Here is a 19,341-nt window from a genome sequence, read left to right as displayed (position 1 = left end):
AAATTTGTCTTCCTTATATCTTGAGTATTGCCATGAATGCTTCCTGCGGGATCTCAACGCTTCCCACGCTTTTCATTCGTTTTTTTCCTTCTTTCTGCTTTTCAAGAAGTTTTCTTTTTCTTGTAATATCACCACCGTAGCATTTTGCAGTAACATTTTTTCTCATTGCCTTGATTGATTCCCTTGCAATCACTTTATTACCTATCGCCGCCTGAATGGCAATCTCAAACATCTGGCGAGGAATGAGACTGCGCATTTTGTCCGTAAGGTCCCTGCCGCGCTCATAGGACTTTGTCTTGTGCACTATCGAGGAAAGTGCATCAACAGGCTGTCCATTAATGAGAATATCAAGCTTCACAAGGTCAGACTCGCGGTAGCCTATAAATTCATAATCGAGCGAGGCATAGCCCTTTGTGATTGATTTCAGCTTATCATAAAAATCAAGAACCATCTCGTTAAAAGGTATCTCGTAATGGATAATTGCCCGTTTCGGGTCAGGATACTCAAGCTTTTTCTGGACTCCTCTTTTATCCTGCGCAAGCTGAAGGATGGGGCCAACATACTCGATAGGTGTGAATATGCTGGCATGAAGGATTGGTTCTTCAATTCTTTCTATCTCGCCGGCAGGGGGAAGCTTGAGCGGATTTTCAATCTCGATTACATCGCCGTTTCTTTTACATACCCGGTAGCGGACTGTGGGGGCTGTTGTTATAAGCGTAAGCGAGAATTCCCTTTCAAGGCGTTCCTGTATTATCTCCATGTGAAGAAGCCCAAGAAATCCACATCTGAAGCCGAATCCAAGCGCCGCCGATGTTTCAGGTTCAAAGGTAAAGGCAGAGTCGTTTAAGCTTAACTTCTCTACCGAATCACGAAGAAGATCATAATTTTCGCTGTCTCCGGGGTAAAGCCCTGCAAAAACCATTGGCTTTACTTCCTTAAATCCGGGAAATGCCTCGGCAGTTGGCTCATGAATATTTGTGACCGTATCGCCAATCTTAGTGTCCTTAACATTCTTGACGCTTGCAATAATAAAACCAACCTCGCCTGCTGAAAGACTTTTCACATTGACCGGCTTTGGCGTTAACACGCCAACCTTTGTCACTTCAAACTGCCTTCCATTTGACATGAATACTATCTTGTCTCCGGGGCGCACTATTCCATCTATAAGCCTTACAAGAATGATTGTTCCCTGATATGAATCAAACCATGAATCAAAGATAAGGGCTTTTAACGGCTTATCAACATCACCATCCGGTGGAGGAATCCTTTTTATTATTTCCTCCAGAACATCTTCTATGCCAATGCCGGCTTTGGCGCTTACTGCCATAATCTCATCATGGCTGAAGCCTAAAGCATTTATGACCTGTTCTTTTACGTTTTCGATGTCTATCTGCGGCAGATCTATCTTGTTAAGGATGGGAATCATGGTAAGCTCGTTCTCCATGGCAAGATAGACGTTTGCAAGCGTCTGCGCCTGAACGCCCTGTGAGGCATCAACAAGGACTAATGCTCCTTCGCATGAGGCAAGGCTTCGCGACACCTCGTAGTTGAAATCCACATGTCCGGGCGTGTCTATTAGATTTAAAATATATTTTTTCCCATCGCGGGCTATATAGTTAAGCCTTACAGAGTGTGCCTTGATGGTAATGCCTCTTTCGCGCTCAAGATCCATGTCATCAAGGACCTGGTCTTCCATCTCGCGCATAGTCAATGCACCTGTGATTTCAAGCAGTCTGTCCGCAAGGGTTGACTTGCCGTGGTCAATATGGGCAATAATTGAAAAATTTCTTATATGATTAAGGTTCACCTGCTCACTACCCTCTCTTTCTTTATTGTGTGGAATAGATATTAAAAATGTAGGGTTACGTCAATTTATATCTTCTATTTTGCTGATACTATCACATCTGGAAAAAAAATAAAGCTTCACGGGCAGGAGTCAATCCCCATAACGGATTATAGGGAATTATGCTTGCTTATCATATTCAGGACTCACCATAATAAATCCAGGGTTTGCCGGATGATTTAAGATAAAGTTTTAATATGAGCCGCATTAATCTGCGTGGAAAACGTATTATAAAAAAAACTATCCCTCTGAATATAGAGCCATATTTCAAAATCTGACTGAGAATTTCCTTTGCTATATCAGTGCGCCTTTTTCTTAGCAGCGCCAGAAGAGTTTCCCAAAAAAAATTCTCATCAATTTTTCCTTTTTGGATAAATTCATTTATGCGACTAACTTTAAAACCTTTCGCTAAAACCGGAAAGAGCTCCATAAGCTCATAAAACTCGGAAATGGATTTTCCGGCGTTTGCGTTCCTGCTTGAGGCAGAGCTTTCATGCCATCTTATCTCTACTAAGGGTTTGGGCACATAGACCATACCGAACTTGTTGCTTATTTTTATGAGATATTCAAAATCTCCTGTTTGAAAAGAATTTTCAGGAAAAAAGCCCACGGTTTGCAGGATATCTCTTTTTATCATACCGGAAGACAGATTTCCCCATACGCAGCCATGGAAATAAAATATTTTTTGCGATTCTTTGCCTGTAAAATAAAGAGGCTCAAAAGTTGAAGAATTTCTTCCAATATTTTTCTTTACCAATGCCATCAACTTACCGTTTCCGTCTATGGCACAATAATTGGAAAAAACCTGTCCTGCTTCAGGGAAACTTTGTGATGCATTTACCATCTCCTCAATGCAGGTTGGCTTTAAGCGGTCGTCAGCGCATAAAATCTTTATATACTCGCCTTTGCATTCCCGCAAAACAGTGTTGAGGTTTACAAACAGGCCAATATTCTTGCTGTTTTTGGTAAACTTGATTCGCGAATCTTTAAACCCTGCAATGATCTCGCTTGTTTTATCAGGAGGCGGGGAGCAGTCATCTCTTATTATTATCTCAAGGTTTTTATAAGTTTGGGCAAGAACGCTTGCTATGGCATCAGCGATATAATTGCCATAATTAAAGGTTGTTACAGCCACGCTTACAAGCGGATTATTATCTTTTTCCTGTGCATTCATTTTTGAATTTAATAATATCACTATAGTTTAGTCATTGGAATTGCTATCATTCCTTAATAAAATATTTTTCCAATTTTTTTTATTCTATTGGAGGTTATTTATGACTGAGACCAGAAAACCGCGAATCGCAAAAATATCAAAAGCTGAAGCAGAAGAACAAATCGAAAACTATCTTTCGGCTCATCATTTCATTGTGCTCGGCACCTGTAAAGACAATACACCGATCAGTACCACATATGCCTATGCAAGCAGGGGAACTAATATTTTCATTTTTACAGGTGGAACAAGGACAGTTGAATATATTGAGAAGAATCCAAAGGTGAGCTTCGGAATCTATACTGAGTTCCCATATCATCCGGTACAGGGGATAAACGGACGTGGAAGGGTGGAAATAATAAAACAGGGGGACGAGCAGTTTGTTGATGGATGGAAAACCTTCTGCGAAAAACCTATACTTCAAAAAGAAGAACCCTGGGCAAACATGGAATATCTTAAAAAGATATCCCCCGGCGTTCGTCTTCTAAAGATAGTCCCCGATGAAATAGTGCTTCTTGACAGCAGCCGGAACGACAGCCCCTATATTGTCTGGAACAGGGAATAATTTTTTCATTGCATCAATTTGATTATTAAGCCAAAAAAAGGGGTCAGGTCTTTAATCTTGACATTTCTATATGCCGCATGATATTTTGTTGATATCAACTATCAACAAAATATGATTTTAAAGAGGTTTGTTTATGGCCAGACCTTTGAGGATTCAATACAGTGGTGCACTGTATCATGTGACAACAAGAGGAAATGACAAGAATCATATATTTATTGATGAAGTTGATCGGCAGATATTTTTTAGTGCACTAAGCGTAGCAGTTAAAAGATATAATTGGATCTGCCATGCATATTGCCTGATGGACAATCACTATCATTTATTAATCGAAACGCCTGATGCCAATCTTTCCAGAGGGATGAAACATTTAAATGGCGTATATACTCAGGCTTTCAATAAACTACATAACAGAGTAGGGCATGTTTTTCAGGGTCGATATAAGGCTGTGCTTGTGGATAAGGAGACCCACTTTCTTGCGGTGGCAAGGTATATTGTTTTAAATCCTGTGCGTGCAGGTTCGGTAAAATATCCAGGAGAATGGAAATGGAGCAGTTTTAATGCTACTGCCGGTTATGAGGTACCTGCGTCATTTCTTATAACAAGTTTTATACTTAGTCATTTCGGGGAAAATATAAAAACAGCCTGCGATGAATACCTTGAGTTTGTAAAGGCAGGACTCAATGTAGAATCTATTTGGGGGAAGCTCAGAGGACAGATATTGTTGGGCAGCGATGATTTCACGGAAAAGTTTATCTCACAAGTGAAGGATCATAAAGCTATTGCCGAGATTCCTGGAGTTCAGAGATATATTGGAAGACCAACTCTTGAGAAATTGTTTGACCGGAAAACTTTAAGGGACAGAATAGAAAGGAACAGAAGAATTATGGAAGCACTTGACAATTATGGATATAGCCAAAAAGAGATAGCCGACTATCTGCATATGCACTACTCAACTATAAGCAGGTTAATAAATGAAACCATTTGAAACTTCCATGAGCAGGAGTCGTGACATTTTTCATAATATAAGACGTAGGATCATGTCAGCAAGACCTCTTTTCCTTTAATTGTTCCACGTGGAACAATTAATAAATTAACAATCATTGTAATATTCCAGCCCATGCCCAGATTAAAACCAGATAAATAATTTTACATTGCAAAGCATGTTAACAACTTGTTAATTATTATTGAATTTTAAAGGTGCACCATAATAACTCCCATAAAATCAATAAGTTTTAGCATTTTTTTAAAAATTGTTTATCCACATGTAATTAACAGAAGCCTTTTTGAGGTCAATCAAACGCTTGTTTGACTGCGATAGCGTAATTTTTTTTGTTGTTTCACGTGAAACAATTGAAATTTTTCTTGCTCACTTTTTTTTTATTGTATATTATCATTTTCTAAACCAATTACCTTGTGTTGTCACCGACGTGGGAAAAATAATAGCAATTGTCAATCAAAAAGGTGGCGTAGGAAAAACTACGACATCTATAAATTTATCAGCGTGTCTTGCAGATAAGGGGCGCAGTGTACTTCTAATTGATCTTGACCCTCAGGGCAATACAACAAGCGGACTTGGAATAAATGGCTCTGGTTTGTCAAAATCAATCTATCGATGCATTCTTGGTAGAAAAGAAATTCAAGAAACCTTTGTAGATACTGAATTCCCTTCTCTTAAGTTAATTCCTTCAACACCAGAACTTTACGGAGCCGAAGTGGAATTAATGGATGTATCTCCGAAGGAACTTCTTTTAAAAAATGCCTTAAACGAAATTAAACAATCTTTTCAATATATTATAATTGACTGTCCCCCTTCTCTTGGTGTTCTTACTATAAATGCCCTTTCTGCGGCAGACTCTGTAATCGTACCATTACAGTGCGAATACTATGCTCTTGAAGGAATTGCCCAACTATTAAAAACAATAACCAAAATAAAAGAAAGCCTGAACCCAAACCTTGATATAGAAGGAATTCTCCTTACAATGCAGGATTTACGAACCAATCTTTCTGCAGAGGTCAGTGAAAATGTATCAGCAAAATTTGGAGATAAAGTTTTTAAAACTATAATTCCAAGAAATGTAAGGCTCTCTGAGGCCCCAAGCTTTGGAAAACCAATAATTCTCTACGACAGATTCTCAAAAGGCGCTGAACGGTATATTCAATTATCAGAGGAAATAATAAATAATGAAACGTAAATCACTTGGAAGAGGCCTTGACGCCCTGATACCTTCTTCAGAAAAAAAAACAGAATCACAAGTTATAAACATTGATATTCATAATATTTTTCCTGGAAATCACCAGCCAAGAAAAGATTTCAATGACCAGAAATTGAATGACCTTGTTTCTTCTGTAAAAAATAACGGTATTATTCAGCCCATTCTCCTCAAACATAATGATTCTGACGGAACATATACTATCATCGCCGGTGAACGAAGATGGAGGGCTGCCACAGCAGCAGGGCTGAAAAGCGTTCCCGCAATAATAAAGGATATTGCGGACAAAGATTTAATGGAGCTTGCATTGATTGAAAATATCCAGAGACAGGATCTTAACCCCATTGAAGAAGCAGAGGCATACAAACACCTAATGGATGAACATTCCCTTACGCAGGACTCTCTTGCAGAAAGGGTTGGAAAAGAACGAAGCACAGTTGCAAACTATCTTCGCCTTCTTAAGCTTAACGATAAAATCAAGTGCTACCTTCTTGATGGCAGAATATCGATGGGGCATGCAAGGGTTCTTTGCGGTATTAATGAAGAGCCATTACAGATTTCCTTGGCTGACATGACTGTGGAAGACCTTCTATCTGTTAGGCAGTTAGAGCAAATTGCAGCCGGCGGACTCACAAAACAAAAAAAGGCAAAACCACACAGTTCACCTTCAACTCCATCTCCTGAAATATTAGATGTTGAAGATCGTTTGAGAAAATCCCTGGCTACTAAAGTTAAGCTCCTTCATAATAACAAATCCAACCACGGCAGGATTACTATTGAATATTATTCTTTAGATGAACTTGACCGCCTAATTGACATACTTACAAAATAACAATTTATTTTTCTAGCTCGAGTAAAATATATTCACCACCAGCGCAATAATGCCTACTTGCGCATTTCGGCTAGTTAATTGTTTTATTGAAATTAATTGCCTGTATTAACTTTTTATGTATGCCGCTAAAATCTCCATTGGACATAATTACAACAACGTCATTTTCTCTTAGTCTGCCTAAAAGAAACCCTATTATTGAATCTACATCCTTAAAAGAATAAGCTTCTTTTCCTCTTTTTTTGATATTTGAAGTTACCCTGTTTGTTGAAAATCTTACCGTTTCATCAAGTGCATCTTTATTAAAAGGCTCAGATAAAATAATTAGATCTGCTGCATCAAAGGACTCTACGTATTGAGCCTCAAAAACATTCCTTCTGCTCGAATTTGACCTTGGCTCAAATACCGCAATAATTCTCTTTTGCGGAAATCTGCTTTTAAAACCCTCCAACGTAACCTTTACAGCGGTTGGATGATGCGCAAAATCATCATATATATCAATATGTTTTGCGCTTCCAATATATTCCTGGCGCCGTTTTACGCCATTGAATAGCTCTAAAGATTTTGACGCCTTTTCTATATTTAGCCCCATAATATCTGCCAGTAACAGGACTCCGGTTAAATTTGCAATATTTTGCTTTCCAAAAAGATTAGTCTTAAACTTTATCTCCCTTCCATCTCTGGAATTAACCACTACATCGCCTGTTTCTTCATTAACTGTTTTAATCACCCAGTCGTTAGTGTTTTCAAAGCCAAATGTTAAAACTTTACACTTTGATTTTTCAATCAATTTTCTTACATTTATGCTGTCGCCAAAAGCAGCCACACCGCCTTTTGGATTAACAATATCAAGAAGTTTAGTAAATGAAGACATCACATGCTCAAGATCTCTGTAAATATCTGCATGGTCAAACTCTACTGAGTTTAGAAGTAAATAATCAGGGCGGTAATGAAGAAATTTTGGGCCTTTATCAAAAAAAGCAGAGTCGTATTCATCTCCCTCAGAAATAAAAAAAGTCCCATTGCCCAGTCTGTAGTTTGAATTAAAATTTAGCGGCACACCTCCTATCATAAACCCCGGATCAAGGCCAAGACTATAAAATACCCATGATACAGCAGACGCTGATGTAGTTTTGCCATGTGTCCCTGATACAACTACCGAGGTTTTCCCCTGTATGAAATATTCCCAAAGAGTATCTGGAAATGATTTATATGGAATCTTTCTTCTTATTATTTCCAGAACTTCAGGATTGTCCTTTGAAACCGCATTTCCAATGACTGCAAGCGAGACATCGCGAGGTATGTTATCAGGCGAATAACTTATTTCAACCTGAATCCCTAACTTTTCTATTATAGTGCTTGCCGGCGGATATAGACCTTTATCTGAACCAGTAACCCTAAATCCTCTCTCCTTTAACATACCGGCAAGCGCGCTCATGCCGGTTCCGCCGATGGCTACGATATGTACAAGCGCACCAGCTTTCATTCTTTCAAACCTTCCGTATCTTCACCAGGAGGTGTTGCGCATCCTAATGTTTCCATCACTATGTCGTGTAACAAGGGTCTTAATTTTACAAAGGCCCTGTTCTGTCTCTCCGGATGAACCCTGTTAGAAAGAATGACAACAATAACTTCTTTTTTTAAATCTATCCAAAGGGAAGTCCCTGTATATCCTGTATGCCCTATAGACTCTTCTGAAAAATAATGTCCTGATGTTGAAAATCCTTTTGACGGAGTATCCCATCCAAGCGCCCAGGAAGAATTCCTGTCTATGAGTTGTCTTTTTGCAAATGTCCTGACAATGCGCTGAGAAACAAAAGAGTTTGTGCCATTATAACAATCAAGGATTACTTCCCCAAACTTATATACATCGTTGGCTGTGCCAAAAAGACCTGCATGACCGGATACTCCCCCCATTGCATATGCATTGTCATCATGTACTTCGCCGGTTATTAAACAATCTCTCCACATTGATTTTTCTGTGGGAGCAAACAATTCTTCGTTTTTGCTCGCATAAAGACCATTTCTTTTCTTTTCCATATCAATAAAATAAATGCTGTTAAGACCTAATGGACCAAAAACCATATTTTCACAATATGTATCAAGATGTTCCCCGGAAACAAACTCTACTATTTCGCCAAGAATAATAAAGCCTATATCGCTATATTTTGTGCTTGTAAGCGTGGGATCAGCAAGGTGTATTTCCTTTGCCAGGCTATAAACAAGTTTTTTCCCCTCATATGTTCCTATAAGACGTTCTCCTGATGTTTTTTCCCTTTTTTTTATCTCTTCAAAAAACGGATACCAATCAGGATAGCCTCCGGTGTGAGATAGAAGGTTTTTAATTGTAATATTGCTGTACTCTCCGTAACGATAGGCATCTATAAATTCACCAATCTTCATTTCAAGATTAATTCTTCCTTCGCCAATAAACTGCATCAAAGCTGTTGTTGTTGCCATTACCTTGGTAAGGGATGCCAGGTCATAAACAGTATCCACAGAATTGGCTTTTCTCTCAGGCAGAATTGCTCTGTAGCCAAAGGATTCCAGAATCTTATCTCCCCCTTTTTTCCCTGCAGCTATCACAAATCCCGGAACAATTGACTCGTCATAAGTTTTCTCTATTTCTTTTCTGAAATTATAAATATCAAGCATTTTTCACCCCAAAATCTGTGATTTCTACAAACCCATTTTCCCCATCTATCATTACGCTTCCATTTATAGGTATAGTAACTGAACCGGCTCCATGTCCTGCCGGAAATCCATAAATTATTGGATATGAAGTCCCGGTCGTCGCCTCTAAAATTATCTCTCTAAAAGCATTGTCCCACTCAAATCTGTTCGCTGAATTGCCATCTACCATATGTCCAACTATTAGACCTTGAAGGCCGGAAAGTTTGCCTGACATCTTCAACTGAAAAAGCATCCGGTCAACCCTATAGGGTGGTTCTCCTATGTCTTCAATAAAGAGAACTTTCCCTTCAGTATTAATTTCCCATGGGGTTCCGAGCGTTGCATTAATTATTGAAAGACACCCGCCGGCAATCCGGCCTTCTCCTGAAGAACCTCTGATTATTTCAATATCAGGAACTTTAACCCGCAATGTTTTTGTCCTGCCGCTTGTTATATCAAAAAAAGCCCTGAACTCTTCTGCATAGCTTTTGGCTGCGTTATTCCCTGCAGGCATCGGACCATAATAAGTCGCAAAACCACATAAATTTTGAATTGCAATATGGAGGAATGTGATATCGCTTGACCCGCAAAATATTTTTGGATTTTTCTTTATCAGATTAAAATCAATATATGGCAGTGCCCTGCCTGAGCCGTATCCTCCCCTCACCACTATTATTCCCTTAACATTATCATCAGAAAAGGCTTTATTTATTGCTTCTGCACGCTCTTTATCATTGCCGGCAATATATCTATTTCTTCCCCATATTGACTCGTCATAACAAACATTATATCCAAAACTCTCAATAAGAGATTTCCCTTTAAAGAATCTCTCCTTTTCGAATGTCCCTGCAGTTGCGACAAGGGCAATAAGATCTCCATTTTTAAGCTGGCTCACTTTTTTCATACAGAAATCCTGTTTAAAAATGCTGGCATTATTAATGACAACAAATATAATTATGGTGGAAGATTATCATATACTGTGAGATTCCCAAAATAGATTTTATCATTATGGTCAGACAAATTAAAATAACCGATGAACGGCAACTTTTCAATTATGCCTGCCGGTATTTGGAAAGATATCCATCATCAGTTTTAAAGCTCAAATCAAAACTTAAACAGAAATGCGATGACATCTCTATTATAGATTCAGTGCTTCAAAGGCTTCAATCCTTAAACTATCTTAATGACCTGGAGCTTGCCGAGTCACTTGCAAGAGCTCTCATAAGACGGGGCTATGGACGGAACAGAATTATAATGAAGCTGAAAGAAAAAAAACTTAATGCCTCATCTATTGCTGAAAAATTTCTATCAAATAAAGACGCACGCGAAAAAGAAAGATCTGCATTAATCTCATTAATAGAAAAAAAAACGGAAAGACTTAATCTTAAGACAGCATCCGGCAAAAAAAAGATTGTTGATTTTCTCATAAGGAGAGGTTTTGACCCGGCCACTGTTTACGAAGTTTTAAGAGAAAAGGGCATCATCTGAAATATGGACGCCACTAAAAAAACATTATCCACTTATTCAAGAATTTTAAATGATGAGATCATGGGATATGTACCATTGCTTTTTGACAGTGTTATTGCTGAAAAGATACTTAAGAGAGGCAAGCTCACAGTTGATGAAGCTTGTCTTCTGGCATCAAGAAAAGAAACACCCGAAAAGGTTCTTGCCCTTTTAGCCAAGGTTCCGGAATTCCAGGACCACTATTCTATAAAAGAGGCTCTTGTTTTTAATTCAAAAACTCCTGTCGCTGTTTCAAAAAGCCTCTTAAACTACCTTCATAAAAAAGACCTTGTGAATGTTATAACTCTCCATGACAGCCCCTATGGATTAAAACAAAGTGCTCTGGAATTTTTAAAAAATAAAATATCCGAAATACCTGTTGGAGAAAAAATAACTATGGCAAGAAAAGCCCCGCGGGATATTCTTAAAATACTCTTATATGAACAGAATGAGATGGTTTTTGATGCTGTGTTATGGAATCCCAAACTAACAGAAACAGATATTCTTGTAATGCTCCAAAAAAAGACGGGCAATCCTGTTCTTTTATCAATACTGTCAAAACATTCTAAATGGAAAAACCGCTATAGAATAAAAATGGAACTTATAAGAAACCAGGAAACTCCTTTAGAGATATGCGAGGGTTTTGTTAACGATCTTCTTTTACAGGACTTAAGGATCCTGCTCGGTTTCCCCAAATTAAGATCCGAAACAAAGGAACTTGTTTTAGCAGCATTAAAAAACAAAACCGCAAAATAGTTTTATTTCAAAACATCCAACGCCTTTCTTCATTTCTCGATAAAGATTGACTCCTTCCCTTTTTTATCAATAATATTAACGTAAGTTTTCAAACTTGGCAGGCTTGATTATGGGACTCCTTAAAAATAAAAAAATTTCTTTTATTGGTGCCGGCAACATGGCTGAAGCCCTTGTGGGCGGGCTCCTGAAAAAAGGGACTGTTGCATCAGATCACATTATTCTCAGCGATCCTTCGATGAACAGGCTGGAGCATTTTAAGTCTAAATTTACAGTATTAACATCAGCCTCAAACGCATCATGTGTTTCAAAGGGGGACATAATAATTCTTGCTGTCAAGCCGCAGGTCATGGCAAATGTGTTAAAGGAGCTGAAAGGAAAGATAAAAGAAAGGCATCTTGTAATATCTATCGCTGCAGGAGTCACCACATCATTCATAAAAAACCAGATTGGAAACAATATAAAAATAATCAGAGTGATGCCTAACACGCCTGCTCTTGTCGGCAAAGGAATCTCTGCAATTTCAGGAAACATCTCCGTTTCAGATGAAGATATGTCGCTCGCAGAAGAGGTTATGAAGTCTGTAGGAAAAACCGTTATTCTCGATGAACACTTTCTCGATGCAGTAACAGGACTTTCAGGAAGCGGACCTGCTTATGTTTTCCTGATTATTGAAGCCTTAATAGAAGGCGGGGTTGCTTCAGGGCTTCCAAGAAATATTGCGCGTGAACTTGTTTTGGAAACGATCCTAGGATCAATCACTCTTCTTGGTGAAACAGGAAAACATCCCGGAGAGCTCAAAGAGATGGTCACATCTCCCGGCGGAACTACCGTTGCAGGCCTTAAAGTATTAGAGGCGAAAGGTGTCAGGTCTGCCCTTATAGAGGCGGTTGAAGCCGCTGCTAAAAGATCCAAAGAACTATCCGGAAAATAGGCCATGCACCCGCCTCCGGTATAATCAAACAAGCGCTATTGCTCCAACAAGAACTCAAGTCAGGCACTCCTATAACACATAGAAAGCACTGTTTATGGCTGCTACGTTCCCGTCCTGACCAGGTTCACAGGTTCCTATTGTATAGGACCCGACTCTCATCGCCCCACTGAAGCATGCTGACCTTCCCTGAAAATATCTCGGGCGGGGATTCAACCTCGCTGTAGCGAATTGCGAGTTACAGGGTATCGCTAACTCCCCATCTAGCATGGCCTTAAAAAAACGGAGAGGGAGGGATTCGAACCCTCGGTCCCTGTCACCAGGGACACACGATTTCCAATCGTGCTCCTTCAGCCTCTCGGACACCTCTCCTTAGAAACTTTTTTCACGGAGAGAGAGGGATTTGAACCCCCGGTACCCGTAAAGGTACAGTTGATTTCGAGTCAACCGCCTTCAGCCGCTCGGCCATCTCTCCGGGAACGCATTCTATTTAAAAAGACGTGATTGTCAACTTGGAATGGAAAAACACAGTTAAAAACTAGAATCTTGGGTTTTCAACTTCTTTTCCCTTTATTCTGAAATCAGAGTAAGAAATATAATCAACAGTGATGTTCATCTTTGATATTTTTTTAAATCCCCCTTCCACTATATCGCTGTTATCAAAACGCTTTTGAACACCACTCGTAAGCACGTTAACCGGAAACGCGTGACCCCCTATAAGCTTGCCCTTTGCATTGAAAAACTCTGTTCTTAATGCAACGATTTGTACATCTTTACTTGTTATAACCATTCCATTATATACGGCAAGCCCGCTCATTCCTTCATAACATGAAAAATCCTTAATTTTTAAGCTATATTCAGGATAATCAAAAGAAGATGGAATTCCGGAAATAATTTTTTTCTCAGGTTCAATTTTCGGGATTGGCTGTGGGATTAATGGTGGCGGATTTACCTGTTTTTTCTCTTTTTGAATATTGAATAATCTTTCCTCCAGCACCTCTATTTTTTTTGCCAGCATGTCCTGTTTTTTTTCAATGGATGCTATCTTGTCTGCATAATTATTCTGATCTCCACATGCTCCCAGTAAAATCAGAACTGCAAAATGAAGAAAAAACAACTTAATAATTTTCATCTCTTCTCTCTTTAAAAAATCTTTTTAATAAATTTCTGTTTTCTGTTTCTTTTACGCCTTTAATAATCTTTACCTTGTGATTAAGCCTTGCATCGTCCAATACTTTAAAAAGAGAGTTTACAGCCCCCTTTTTTTTATTATCAGTACCAAAAATCAGCGAGTCGATTCTTGCAAGTTGTACTGCCCCTGCACACATAGCACATGGCTCAAGCGTTACATATAACGATATGCCTTGCAGGCGCCAATCTCCTGTTTTCTTAAAAAGTTTTCTAAGCAGCAACATCTCAGCGTGAGCCGTGCAATCATTAAGCTGTTCAACGCGATTATGCTCTTTTTCAATAAGCACCCCATTTTTTACAGCGACGGCTCCTATCGGTACTTCTCCTTCCTTATATGCAGATAAAGCCTCATTTATTGCTTCTGACATGAATTTTTCATGGGTCTTCAGAATGCTGTTGTCAGATATCAAGATTTTTTACCTGCTTTGCATAGACCTGTATAAAATTTTTACGCTCCTCCACCTGGTCCCCCATGAGGATTGTAAAAACTTCATCTGCTTCTACCTGATCATCAACTCTTACCTGCAAAAGTCTCCTCGTTTCAGGATTCATGGTAGTCTCCCAGAGTTGCTGGGGATTCATTTCTCCAAGACCCTTATATCTTGAAATATTAAATCCCTTTTTCCCTATATCGAGGATGTATTTTAACAGCTCTCTTCCATCCCGCATCTTTACAGTATTCCCATTGTCCTGAATCTTAATTTCTTCAGTTTCAAACATTGAGGCTTTCTTGTAAAGAGCCACAAGTTCCTTGATTTCGACTAATTCCGAAAATTCCCTGTCAACGACAAGTTCATATTTCCTGCCGGCTCTGGCAATTGTAAAAAATATAAAATATGTTCCCTTGGCTTCATTCCAGTCTATATTGTAATCAAATGAAAACATTTCGTTTTCAGCCTTACTCTTTGTAACGACCTTTTTTACCTTTTCTGCCAGACCTGATACTGATTTATGGTCAGAAAAATCTACTTCCTCATCTGCAAAGACATTGAGCAGTTTTTTTAACAGGATTGGCTCTGTTCCTTTTTTTGAAAGTTTATCAAGAAGAAAATAGAAATCCTTTACATCCTTAAGGGCTGCAACAAGTTTTTTAGTGGTAATCTGCTGATTATCGCTGCTCGACAATACTTTTATTTTTTCGCATCCCTTTGAAAGAAGGAAATCATTCATCTCTTTATCGTCTTTCATATATTGAAGTATTTCATTGCCTCTCTTAATGCTGTAAAGAGGCGGTTGTGCAATATATATGAACCCTTTCTCCAGCAGCTGGTACATCTGTCTGAAGAAAAATGTCATAAGCAATGTCCTTATATGGGCTCCGTCAACATCTGCATCAGTCATTATTATAATTTTGTGATAGCGTGCTTTTTCCGCTGAAAAATCATCAGGCCCTATCCCTGTACCCAAAGCTGCAATAAGCGTTTTTATTTCTTCACTGCTTAGCATTTTGTCAAAACGTGCCTTTTCAACATTAAGTATTTTTCCCTTCAGTGGCAGGATGGCCTGGCATCTCCTGTCGCGACCTTGTTTTGCAGAACCTCCCGCAGAGTCTCCCTCGACAATAAATATCTCAGACATGGCAGGATCTCTCTCCTGGCAGTCTGCAAGTTTTCCCGGCAAAGATGATTCATCAAGAGCCCCCTTTCTCCTCGTGAGTTCCCGCGCTTTTCTTGCCGCTTCCCTTGCTTGTGCAGCATTCACAGCTTTTAATATTATTTTTTTTGCGACTGAAGGATTTTCCTCGAAAAACAAATTAAGGTTGTCATTTACTATTGATTCCACATATCCCTTTATTTCACTGTTTCCGAGCTTTGTTTTTGTCTGTCCTTCAAACTGCGGCTCTGCAACTTTAACGCTGATAACACAGGAAAGTCCTTCTCTCGCATCTTCACCTTGTAACCCTGATTTTAAATCCTTGAGGAGGTTGTTTTGACCGGCATATCTATTTATTGATTTTGTTAAAGCACTTTTAAAACCTATAAGATGCGTGCCTCCTTCGATGGTATTTATGTTGTTCGCATACGTATATATGGTTTCGTTGTATCCATCATTGTATTGCATGACAACTTCGATCTCGAAGTCTTTCTCTTTTTTTTCAAAATATATCGGATTATGAATAGCGTTCTTATTCTTGTTGATACTCTCAATGAAAGAAACAATACCACCCTTGTAAACAAATTTATGTTCTTTGTCATTACGCTCATCCCTGATTTCTATCTCTATGCCGCGGTTTAAAAATGCCAGTTCCCTTAAGCGGTGAGAAATAGTATCAAAGCTGTATTCTGTCGTTTCCCTGAATATTTCTGTATCAGGTTTAAAGGTAACGGTAGTGCCGCTTTCCTTTGTTTTTCCTATGTTCTGAAGCGGTGCAACTGGTTCGCCTCGCATATATTTCTGTTTGTATATCATTCCCTTATAACGCGTTTCCATTTCCAGCCATTCAGAGAGGGCATTTACTACTGAAATACCCACACCATGAAGCCCCCCAGAAACTTTGTAACTATCCCTGTCGAATTTCCCTCCTGCATGAAGCCTTGTCATAACAACCTCTGCTGCAGAGACGCCTGCTTCCTGATGAATTTCGGTTGGTATACCGCGTCCGTTATCTTTTACTGTCACGCTTCCATTAACGTTTATGATAACAGATATCTTATTGCAATACCCTGCCATAGCTTCATCAATGCTATTATCAACAACTTCATAGACTAAGTGATGGAGCCCTCCTTCTCCGGTATTTCCGATGTACATGGCAGGCCTTTTCCTTACCGGATCAAGACCCTCTAATATTTTTATACTTTCACCAGTGTATTCTTTTTCAGCCATTCCAAATTCCCCTTATGCTTTTTCTAAATCTGTTTAAAAGATACTTTACCTTTATATTTGAAAATTCAATATCTCCATTCTCAAGTAAAATTATGCTCTTGTGCAGAAGAAATTCTTCTCTCTTGTTTTCAGGAATAAAACCTATTTCCTTTGATGTCCAAACCATATCAGAGTCAAATACCCCGATAATTTTATCTACATTTAATACCTTATTATAACCTACATGAATGTACATCTTCCACCAGTAATTTGAACTATTGATCCTTTAAAAAGATTTTTATTTTCATCAGAAAGGGATGTTGCTGTTGCTATTATTTGCACTTCCTTTCCTGCAGTTGACAACAGAAAGTTTTTCTCTCTTTTGTGATCAAACTCTGAAAAAATATCATCAACAAGGAAAACCGGATATTCGCCGGTATGTTCTTTAATAAGATCTATCTCTATCTCTAAAAGTGAAAATACCAGAGCTCTCTGCTCTCCTCTTGAAGCAAAGTATCGAAGATCTTTATCTCTGGTCATAAATGATATCTCGTCCCTATGAGGGCCGTAGCTTGTGAATCCATAAGAAGTATCGCTTTTCCTTCTGTTTAAAAGCTCTTTCTTAAAAATCTCCTGTATTTCTTCCCTTTGTTTTTTCCCCTCCGTGCCGCATAATCCGTGGTATTTCACATTTATATCTGTGTCTTTTCCAAATATTTTAGAATACTTATCAGACAGATGTTCACCGATTTTTTCTATGTAATTCATACGTTTTTCTGTTATCACAGAACCATATTTTACAAGTCTATCTTCCCAGATTTCACAAAGTTCGTTGAAAGAAGATTTATCCCGCTGGTTAAGTATTATGTTTCTCTCGTGGAGCGACTGCCGGTACTTTCTCAAGACAGGCAAATATGCCGGCTCACATTTTGATATTACTGAATCAATGAAAGACCTGCGTTTTTCCGGCAATCCTGAAACTATATCAGTGAACCCAGGATAGAACATTACAACCTTTATAATTGAAAACATCTCCTGATTTTTTACTGTTTCCCCTTCTCCCTTAACAGCAATTCTTTTCCCTTTTTCAAAAAGGAGATTGTATTTGAATATATCATTTTTCTTGCCAATTCCCGTCATGATAAACATTGAGTTTTTCCCGATAGTAATTACATCTTCGCGGTGTGATGATCTAAAAGATTTTAGAAAGGATATGAAGTAGATAGCTTCAATTAAAGATGTCTTCCCCTGAGAGTTTTCTCCTATTACAAGTAAACTCTTTTTTCCTATAGGAAGATCTATTTCACTTATATTTCTAAAATTACTAACACTTAAACTATCTACCCACAAGTTTATACTCTCATTGGCATTATTACACCAAGAAACTCAGCATCTCCAGGTCCCTTGAGTATACAGGGGCTAAGCGGATCATTAAATTCTATACAAATTGAATCACCGTCAATAACATCTATTCCATCAGCAAGGTAGCGGGAGTTAAATCCTATTACAACCGGTTCTCCGTCATATCCTGAATCTATTACTTCTTTTGCTTCACCAACCTCAGGGTCACTTGAATTTAATTCAATTTTATTTTTTGATGCAGAAAGCTTTATTGCTTTTGTCCTCTCATTACTCATAAGGCTTACTCTTTTTACACCCTGCTTTAGAGCTTCTTTATTTACCATGATACTATACTCATTTTTATCGCTTATTATCCTCTTGTAATCAGGAAACTCGCTATCTATAAGCCTGATCACTATTATGAGACCATCTTTCTTTAAAACTATATAATTTTTACTTACTCCTAAAGATACATCTCCGTCACTTTCTTCAAGTATCTTCTTTATCTCCTGTATACCCTTTCTTGGAACTGTTACCTTAAATCGTGTATCACCGGATTTTATGGATGTTGTGACTTTACTAAGTCTGTGACCATCAGTTGACACTAGTTCAAGCCCATTTTCTGATAGATTCCAAAGCATTCCAGAAATATTTATTCTGCTGTCATCAACCGAAATTGCGTGAATTGTTTTCCTTAATAGCTTCAGCAACAAATTACCGTCTAAAACTACATGTGCTTCCTCTTTGGTTTCAGGGACCTTCGGAAATTCATCAGGATTTATCCCTGAAACTCTAAAGCTAATATTTCCACACAACACATTAACCCAATAGTTATCAAGAAGCTCTATAGTAACCGGAAAATCAGGAAGTTCTCTAATAATGTCATAAAGTCTTTTTGAAGGAAGTGCTATCTTTCCGCCTTTAACTACATCGCATGGATACTCCCCTTTGATACCAATGGAAAGGTCAGTACCAAATATACTCAACATATTATTATCAGCGTGAAATAATACATTTGCCAAAATCGGCATTGTTGTTGTCTTTGAAGCTATATTTTGAACTCTTGATAATCCGACAAGGATGTCAGACTTTTTAACTATTATCTTCATAATAGCTCCTTAAAGAATAGTAGTAATAGTAACAATAACAGTTGTTGATTTGTGGTAAAGCTACATTTTATTTAATAAATCAAAATCTTACAATATTAATATATGGTGAAATGTCATAAGAAACATGTTTGTAACATATATCAATGACTGTGAAAACTTTTTTTATCAACATTGGAACGATTTTAAATGTTTTATTATACCTGTAAAACAGAAAGTAATTAACAAGTTATTAACATCTGTGGATAAGTTTTATTGTAACAACCTGATTTTTAATTATAATTACCATGTTTGACCATTGTAATCAAGTATAAGTTTGTTATCATAACATCCAGTAATATATATTGTATTGTTATTTAACATACTGTTTTTTAATAATAT

General features: G+C 38.1%; 18 protein-coding genes, 2 tRNA genes and 1 other RNA gene. 7 read left to right on the top strand and 14 right to left on the bottom strand.

The genetic code is table 11. The features are described 5' to 3' along the window. Positions 1-13 precede the first annotated feature (13 nt). Both lepA and HZA77_04370 read right to left on the bottom strand, forming a co-directional pair. Complete coding sequence (gene lepA, locus HZA77_04375) at positions 14-1,807, bottom strand: elongation factor 4 (protein ID MBI5374643.1); 1,794 nt, start codon at positions 1,805-1,807, stop codon at positions 14-16. A gap of 175 nt (positions 1,808-1,982) precedes the next feature. Further along, on the bottom strand, positions 1,983-3,017 hold the full coding sequence (locus HZA77_04370) for a glycosyltransferase (GenBank protein MBI5374642.1): 1,035 nt from the start codon (positions 3,015-3,017) through the stop codon (positions 1,983-1,985). 100 nt (positions 3,018-3,117) lie between these two features. On the opposite strand from HZA77_04370, the gene HZA77_04365 reads away from it, so the two are divergent. The 4 genes from HZA77_04365 to HZA77_04350 all read left to right on the top strand — a co-directional run bounded on the left by HZA77_04365 (position 3,118) and on the right by HZA77_04350 (position 6,660). Next, positions 3,118-3,618, top strand: coding sequence for a pyridoxamine 5'-phosphate oxidase family protein (locus tag HZA77_04365; protein MBI5374641.1), 501 nt, complete (start codon positions 3,118-3,120; stop codon positions 3,616-3,618). A 133-nt stretch (positions 3,619-3,751) separates the two neighbouring features. Further along, the gene (locus tag HZA77_04360) at positions 3,752-4,603 is read left to right on the top strand and encodes a transposase (protein MBI5374640.1); all 852 of its coding nucleotides are present in this window, start codon (positions 3,752-3,754) and stop codon (positions 4,601-4,603) included. A 442-nt stretch (positions 4,604-5,045) separates the two neighbouring features. Further along, positions 5,046-5,810 carry a ParA family protein gene (locus HZA77_04355; GenBank protein ID MBI5374639.1) on the top strand — a complete coding sequence of 255 codons (765 nt, stop codon included), beginning with the start codon at positions 5,046-5,048 and terminating at the stop codon, positions 5,808-5,810. Next, positions 5,800-6,660: a ParB/RepB/Spo0J family partition protein gene (locus HZA77_04350; GenBank protein MBI5374638.1), complete on the top strand. Its 861-nt coding sequence runs from the start codon at positions 5,800-5,802 to the stop codon at positions 6,658-6,660. Before HZA77_04355 ends, HZA77_04350 begins: the two co-directional genes overlap by 11 nt. Before the next feature lie 70 nt (positions 6,661-6,730). Here the strand turns inward: HZA77_04350 and HZA77_04345 are convergent, their stop codons facing one another. The 3 genes from HZA77_04345 to HZA77_04335 are packed head-to-tail and all read right to left on the bottom strand — an operon-like array spanning position 6,731 to position 10,234. Beyond that, positions 6,731-8,143 (bottom strand): UDP-N-acetylmuramate:L-alanyl-gamma-D-glutamyl-meso-diaminopimelate ligase, encoded by a 1,413-nt coding sequence (locus tag HZA77_04345; GenBank protein ID MBI5374637.1) that lies wholly within the window; start codon positions 8,141-8,143, stop codon positions 6,731-6,733. Further along, positions 8,140-9,312, bottom strand: coding sequence for a serine hydrolase (locus HZA77_04340; GenBank protein ID MBI5374636.1), 1,173 nt, complete (start codon positions 9,310-9,312; stop codon positions 8,140-8,142). The genes HZA77_04345 and HZA77_04340 overlap by 4 nt, the downstream gene beginning before the upstream one ends. Next, positions 9,305-10,234: an LD-carboxypeptidase gene (locus tag HZA77_04335; protein MBI5374635.1), complete on the bottom strand. Its 930-nt coding sequence runs from the start codon at positions 10,232-10,234 to the stop codon at positions 9,305-9,307. The genes HZA77_04340 and HZA77_04335 overlap by 8 nt, the downstream gene beginning before the upstream one ends. A gap of 104 nt (positions 10,235-10,338) precedes the next feature. On the opposite strand from HZA77_04335, the gene HZA77_04330 reads away from it, so the two are divergent. From HZA77_04330 to proC, 3 genes are all read left to right on the top strand, one after another. Next, positions 10,339-10,818, top strand: coding sequence for a RecX family transcriptional regulator (locus HZA77_04330; GenBank protein MBI5374634.1), 480 nt, complete (start codon positions 10,339-10,341; stop codon positions 10,816-10,818). A gap of 3 nt (positions 10,819-10,821) precedes the next feature. After that, the gene (locus tag HZA77_04325) at positions 10,822-11,592 is read left to right on the top strand and encodes a hypothetical protein (protein ID MBI5374633.1); all 771 of its coding nucleotides are present in this window, start codon (positions 10,822-10,824) and stop codon (positions 11,590-11,592) included. 109 nt (positions 11,593-11,701) lie between these two features. Further along, entirely contained in the window at positions 11,702-12,523 is an 822-nt protein-coding gene (gene proC, locus HZA77_04320) for a pyrroline-5-carboxylate reductase (protein ID MBI5374632.1), read from the top strand. A 1-nt stretch (position 12,524) separates the two neighbouring features. Here the strand turns inward: proC and ffs are convergent. From ffs to dnaN, 9 genes are all read right to left on the bottom strand, one after another. Then, an RNA gene (ffs, locus tag HZA77_04315) (signal recognition particle sRNA large type) lies at positions 12,525-12,792 on the bottom strand. An 11-nt stretch (positions 12,793-12,803) separates the two neighbouring features. After that, a tRNA-Ser gene (locus HZA77_04310) sits at positions 12,804-12,892 on the bottom strand. A 16-nt stretch (positions 12,893-12,908) separates the two neighbouring features. After that, positions 12,909-12,995: transfer RNA gene (locus HZA77_04305), tRNA-Ser, on the bottom strand. 63 nt (positions 12,996-13,058) lie between these two features. Then, positions 13,059-13,538, bottom strand: a complete 480-nt coding sequence (locus HZA77_04300; protein MBI5374631.1) for a hypothetical protein — start codon at positions 13,536-13,538, stop codon at positions 13,059-13,061. 100 nt (positions 13,539-13,638) lie between these two features. Further along, complete coding sequence (locus HZA77_04295; GenBank protein MBI5374630.1) at positions 13,639-14,079, bottom strand: nucleoside deaminase; 441 nt, start codon at positions 14,077-14,079, stop codon at positions 13,639-13,641. Positions 14,080-14,110: 31 nt separating this feature from the next. Beyond that, on the bottom strand, positions 14,111-16,534 hold the full coding sequence (gene gyrB, locus HZA77_04290) for a DNA topoisomerase (ATP-hydrolyzing) subunit B (GenBank protein MBI5374629.1): 2,424 nt from the start codon (positions 16,532-16,534) through the stop codon (positions 14,111-14,113). Continuing rightward, complete coding sequence (locus HZA77_04285) at positions 16,527-16,769, bottom strand: hypothetical protein (protein ID MBI5374628.1); 243 nt, start codon at positions 16,767-16,769, stop codon at positions 16,527-16,529. Before HZA77_04285 ends, gyrB begins: the two co-directional genes overlap by 8 nt. Further along, complete coding sequence (locus tag HZA77_04280) at positions 16,754-17,863, bottom strand: DNA replication/repair protein RecF (protein ID MBI5374627.1); 1,110 nt, start codon at positions 17,861-17,863, stop codon at positions 16,754-16,756. Before HZA77_04280 ends, HZA77_04285 begins: the two co-directional genes overlap by 16 nt. A 2-nt stretch (positions 17,864-17,865) precedes the next feature. After that, the gene (dnaN, locus tag HZA77_04275; GenBank protein ID MBI5374626.1) at positions 17,866-18,963 is read right to left on the bottom strand and encodes a DNA polymerase III subunit beta; all 1,098 of its coding nucleotides are present in this window, start codon (positions 18,961-18,963) and stop codon (positions 17,866-17,868) included. Positions 18,964-19,341: the final 378 nt, after the last annotated feature.

The organism is Candidatus Schekmanbacteria bacterium, assembly GCA_016219965.1.
Lineage (GTDB): Bacteria > Schekmanbacteria > GWA2-38-11 > GWA2-38-11 > J061 > JACRJM01.
This window is presented reverse-complemented; position numbering and strand designations above follow the sequence as displayed.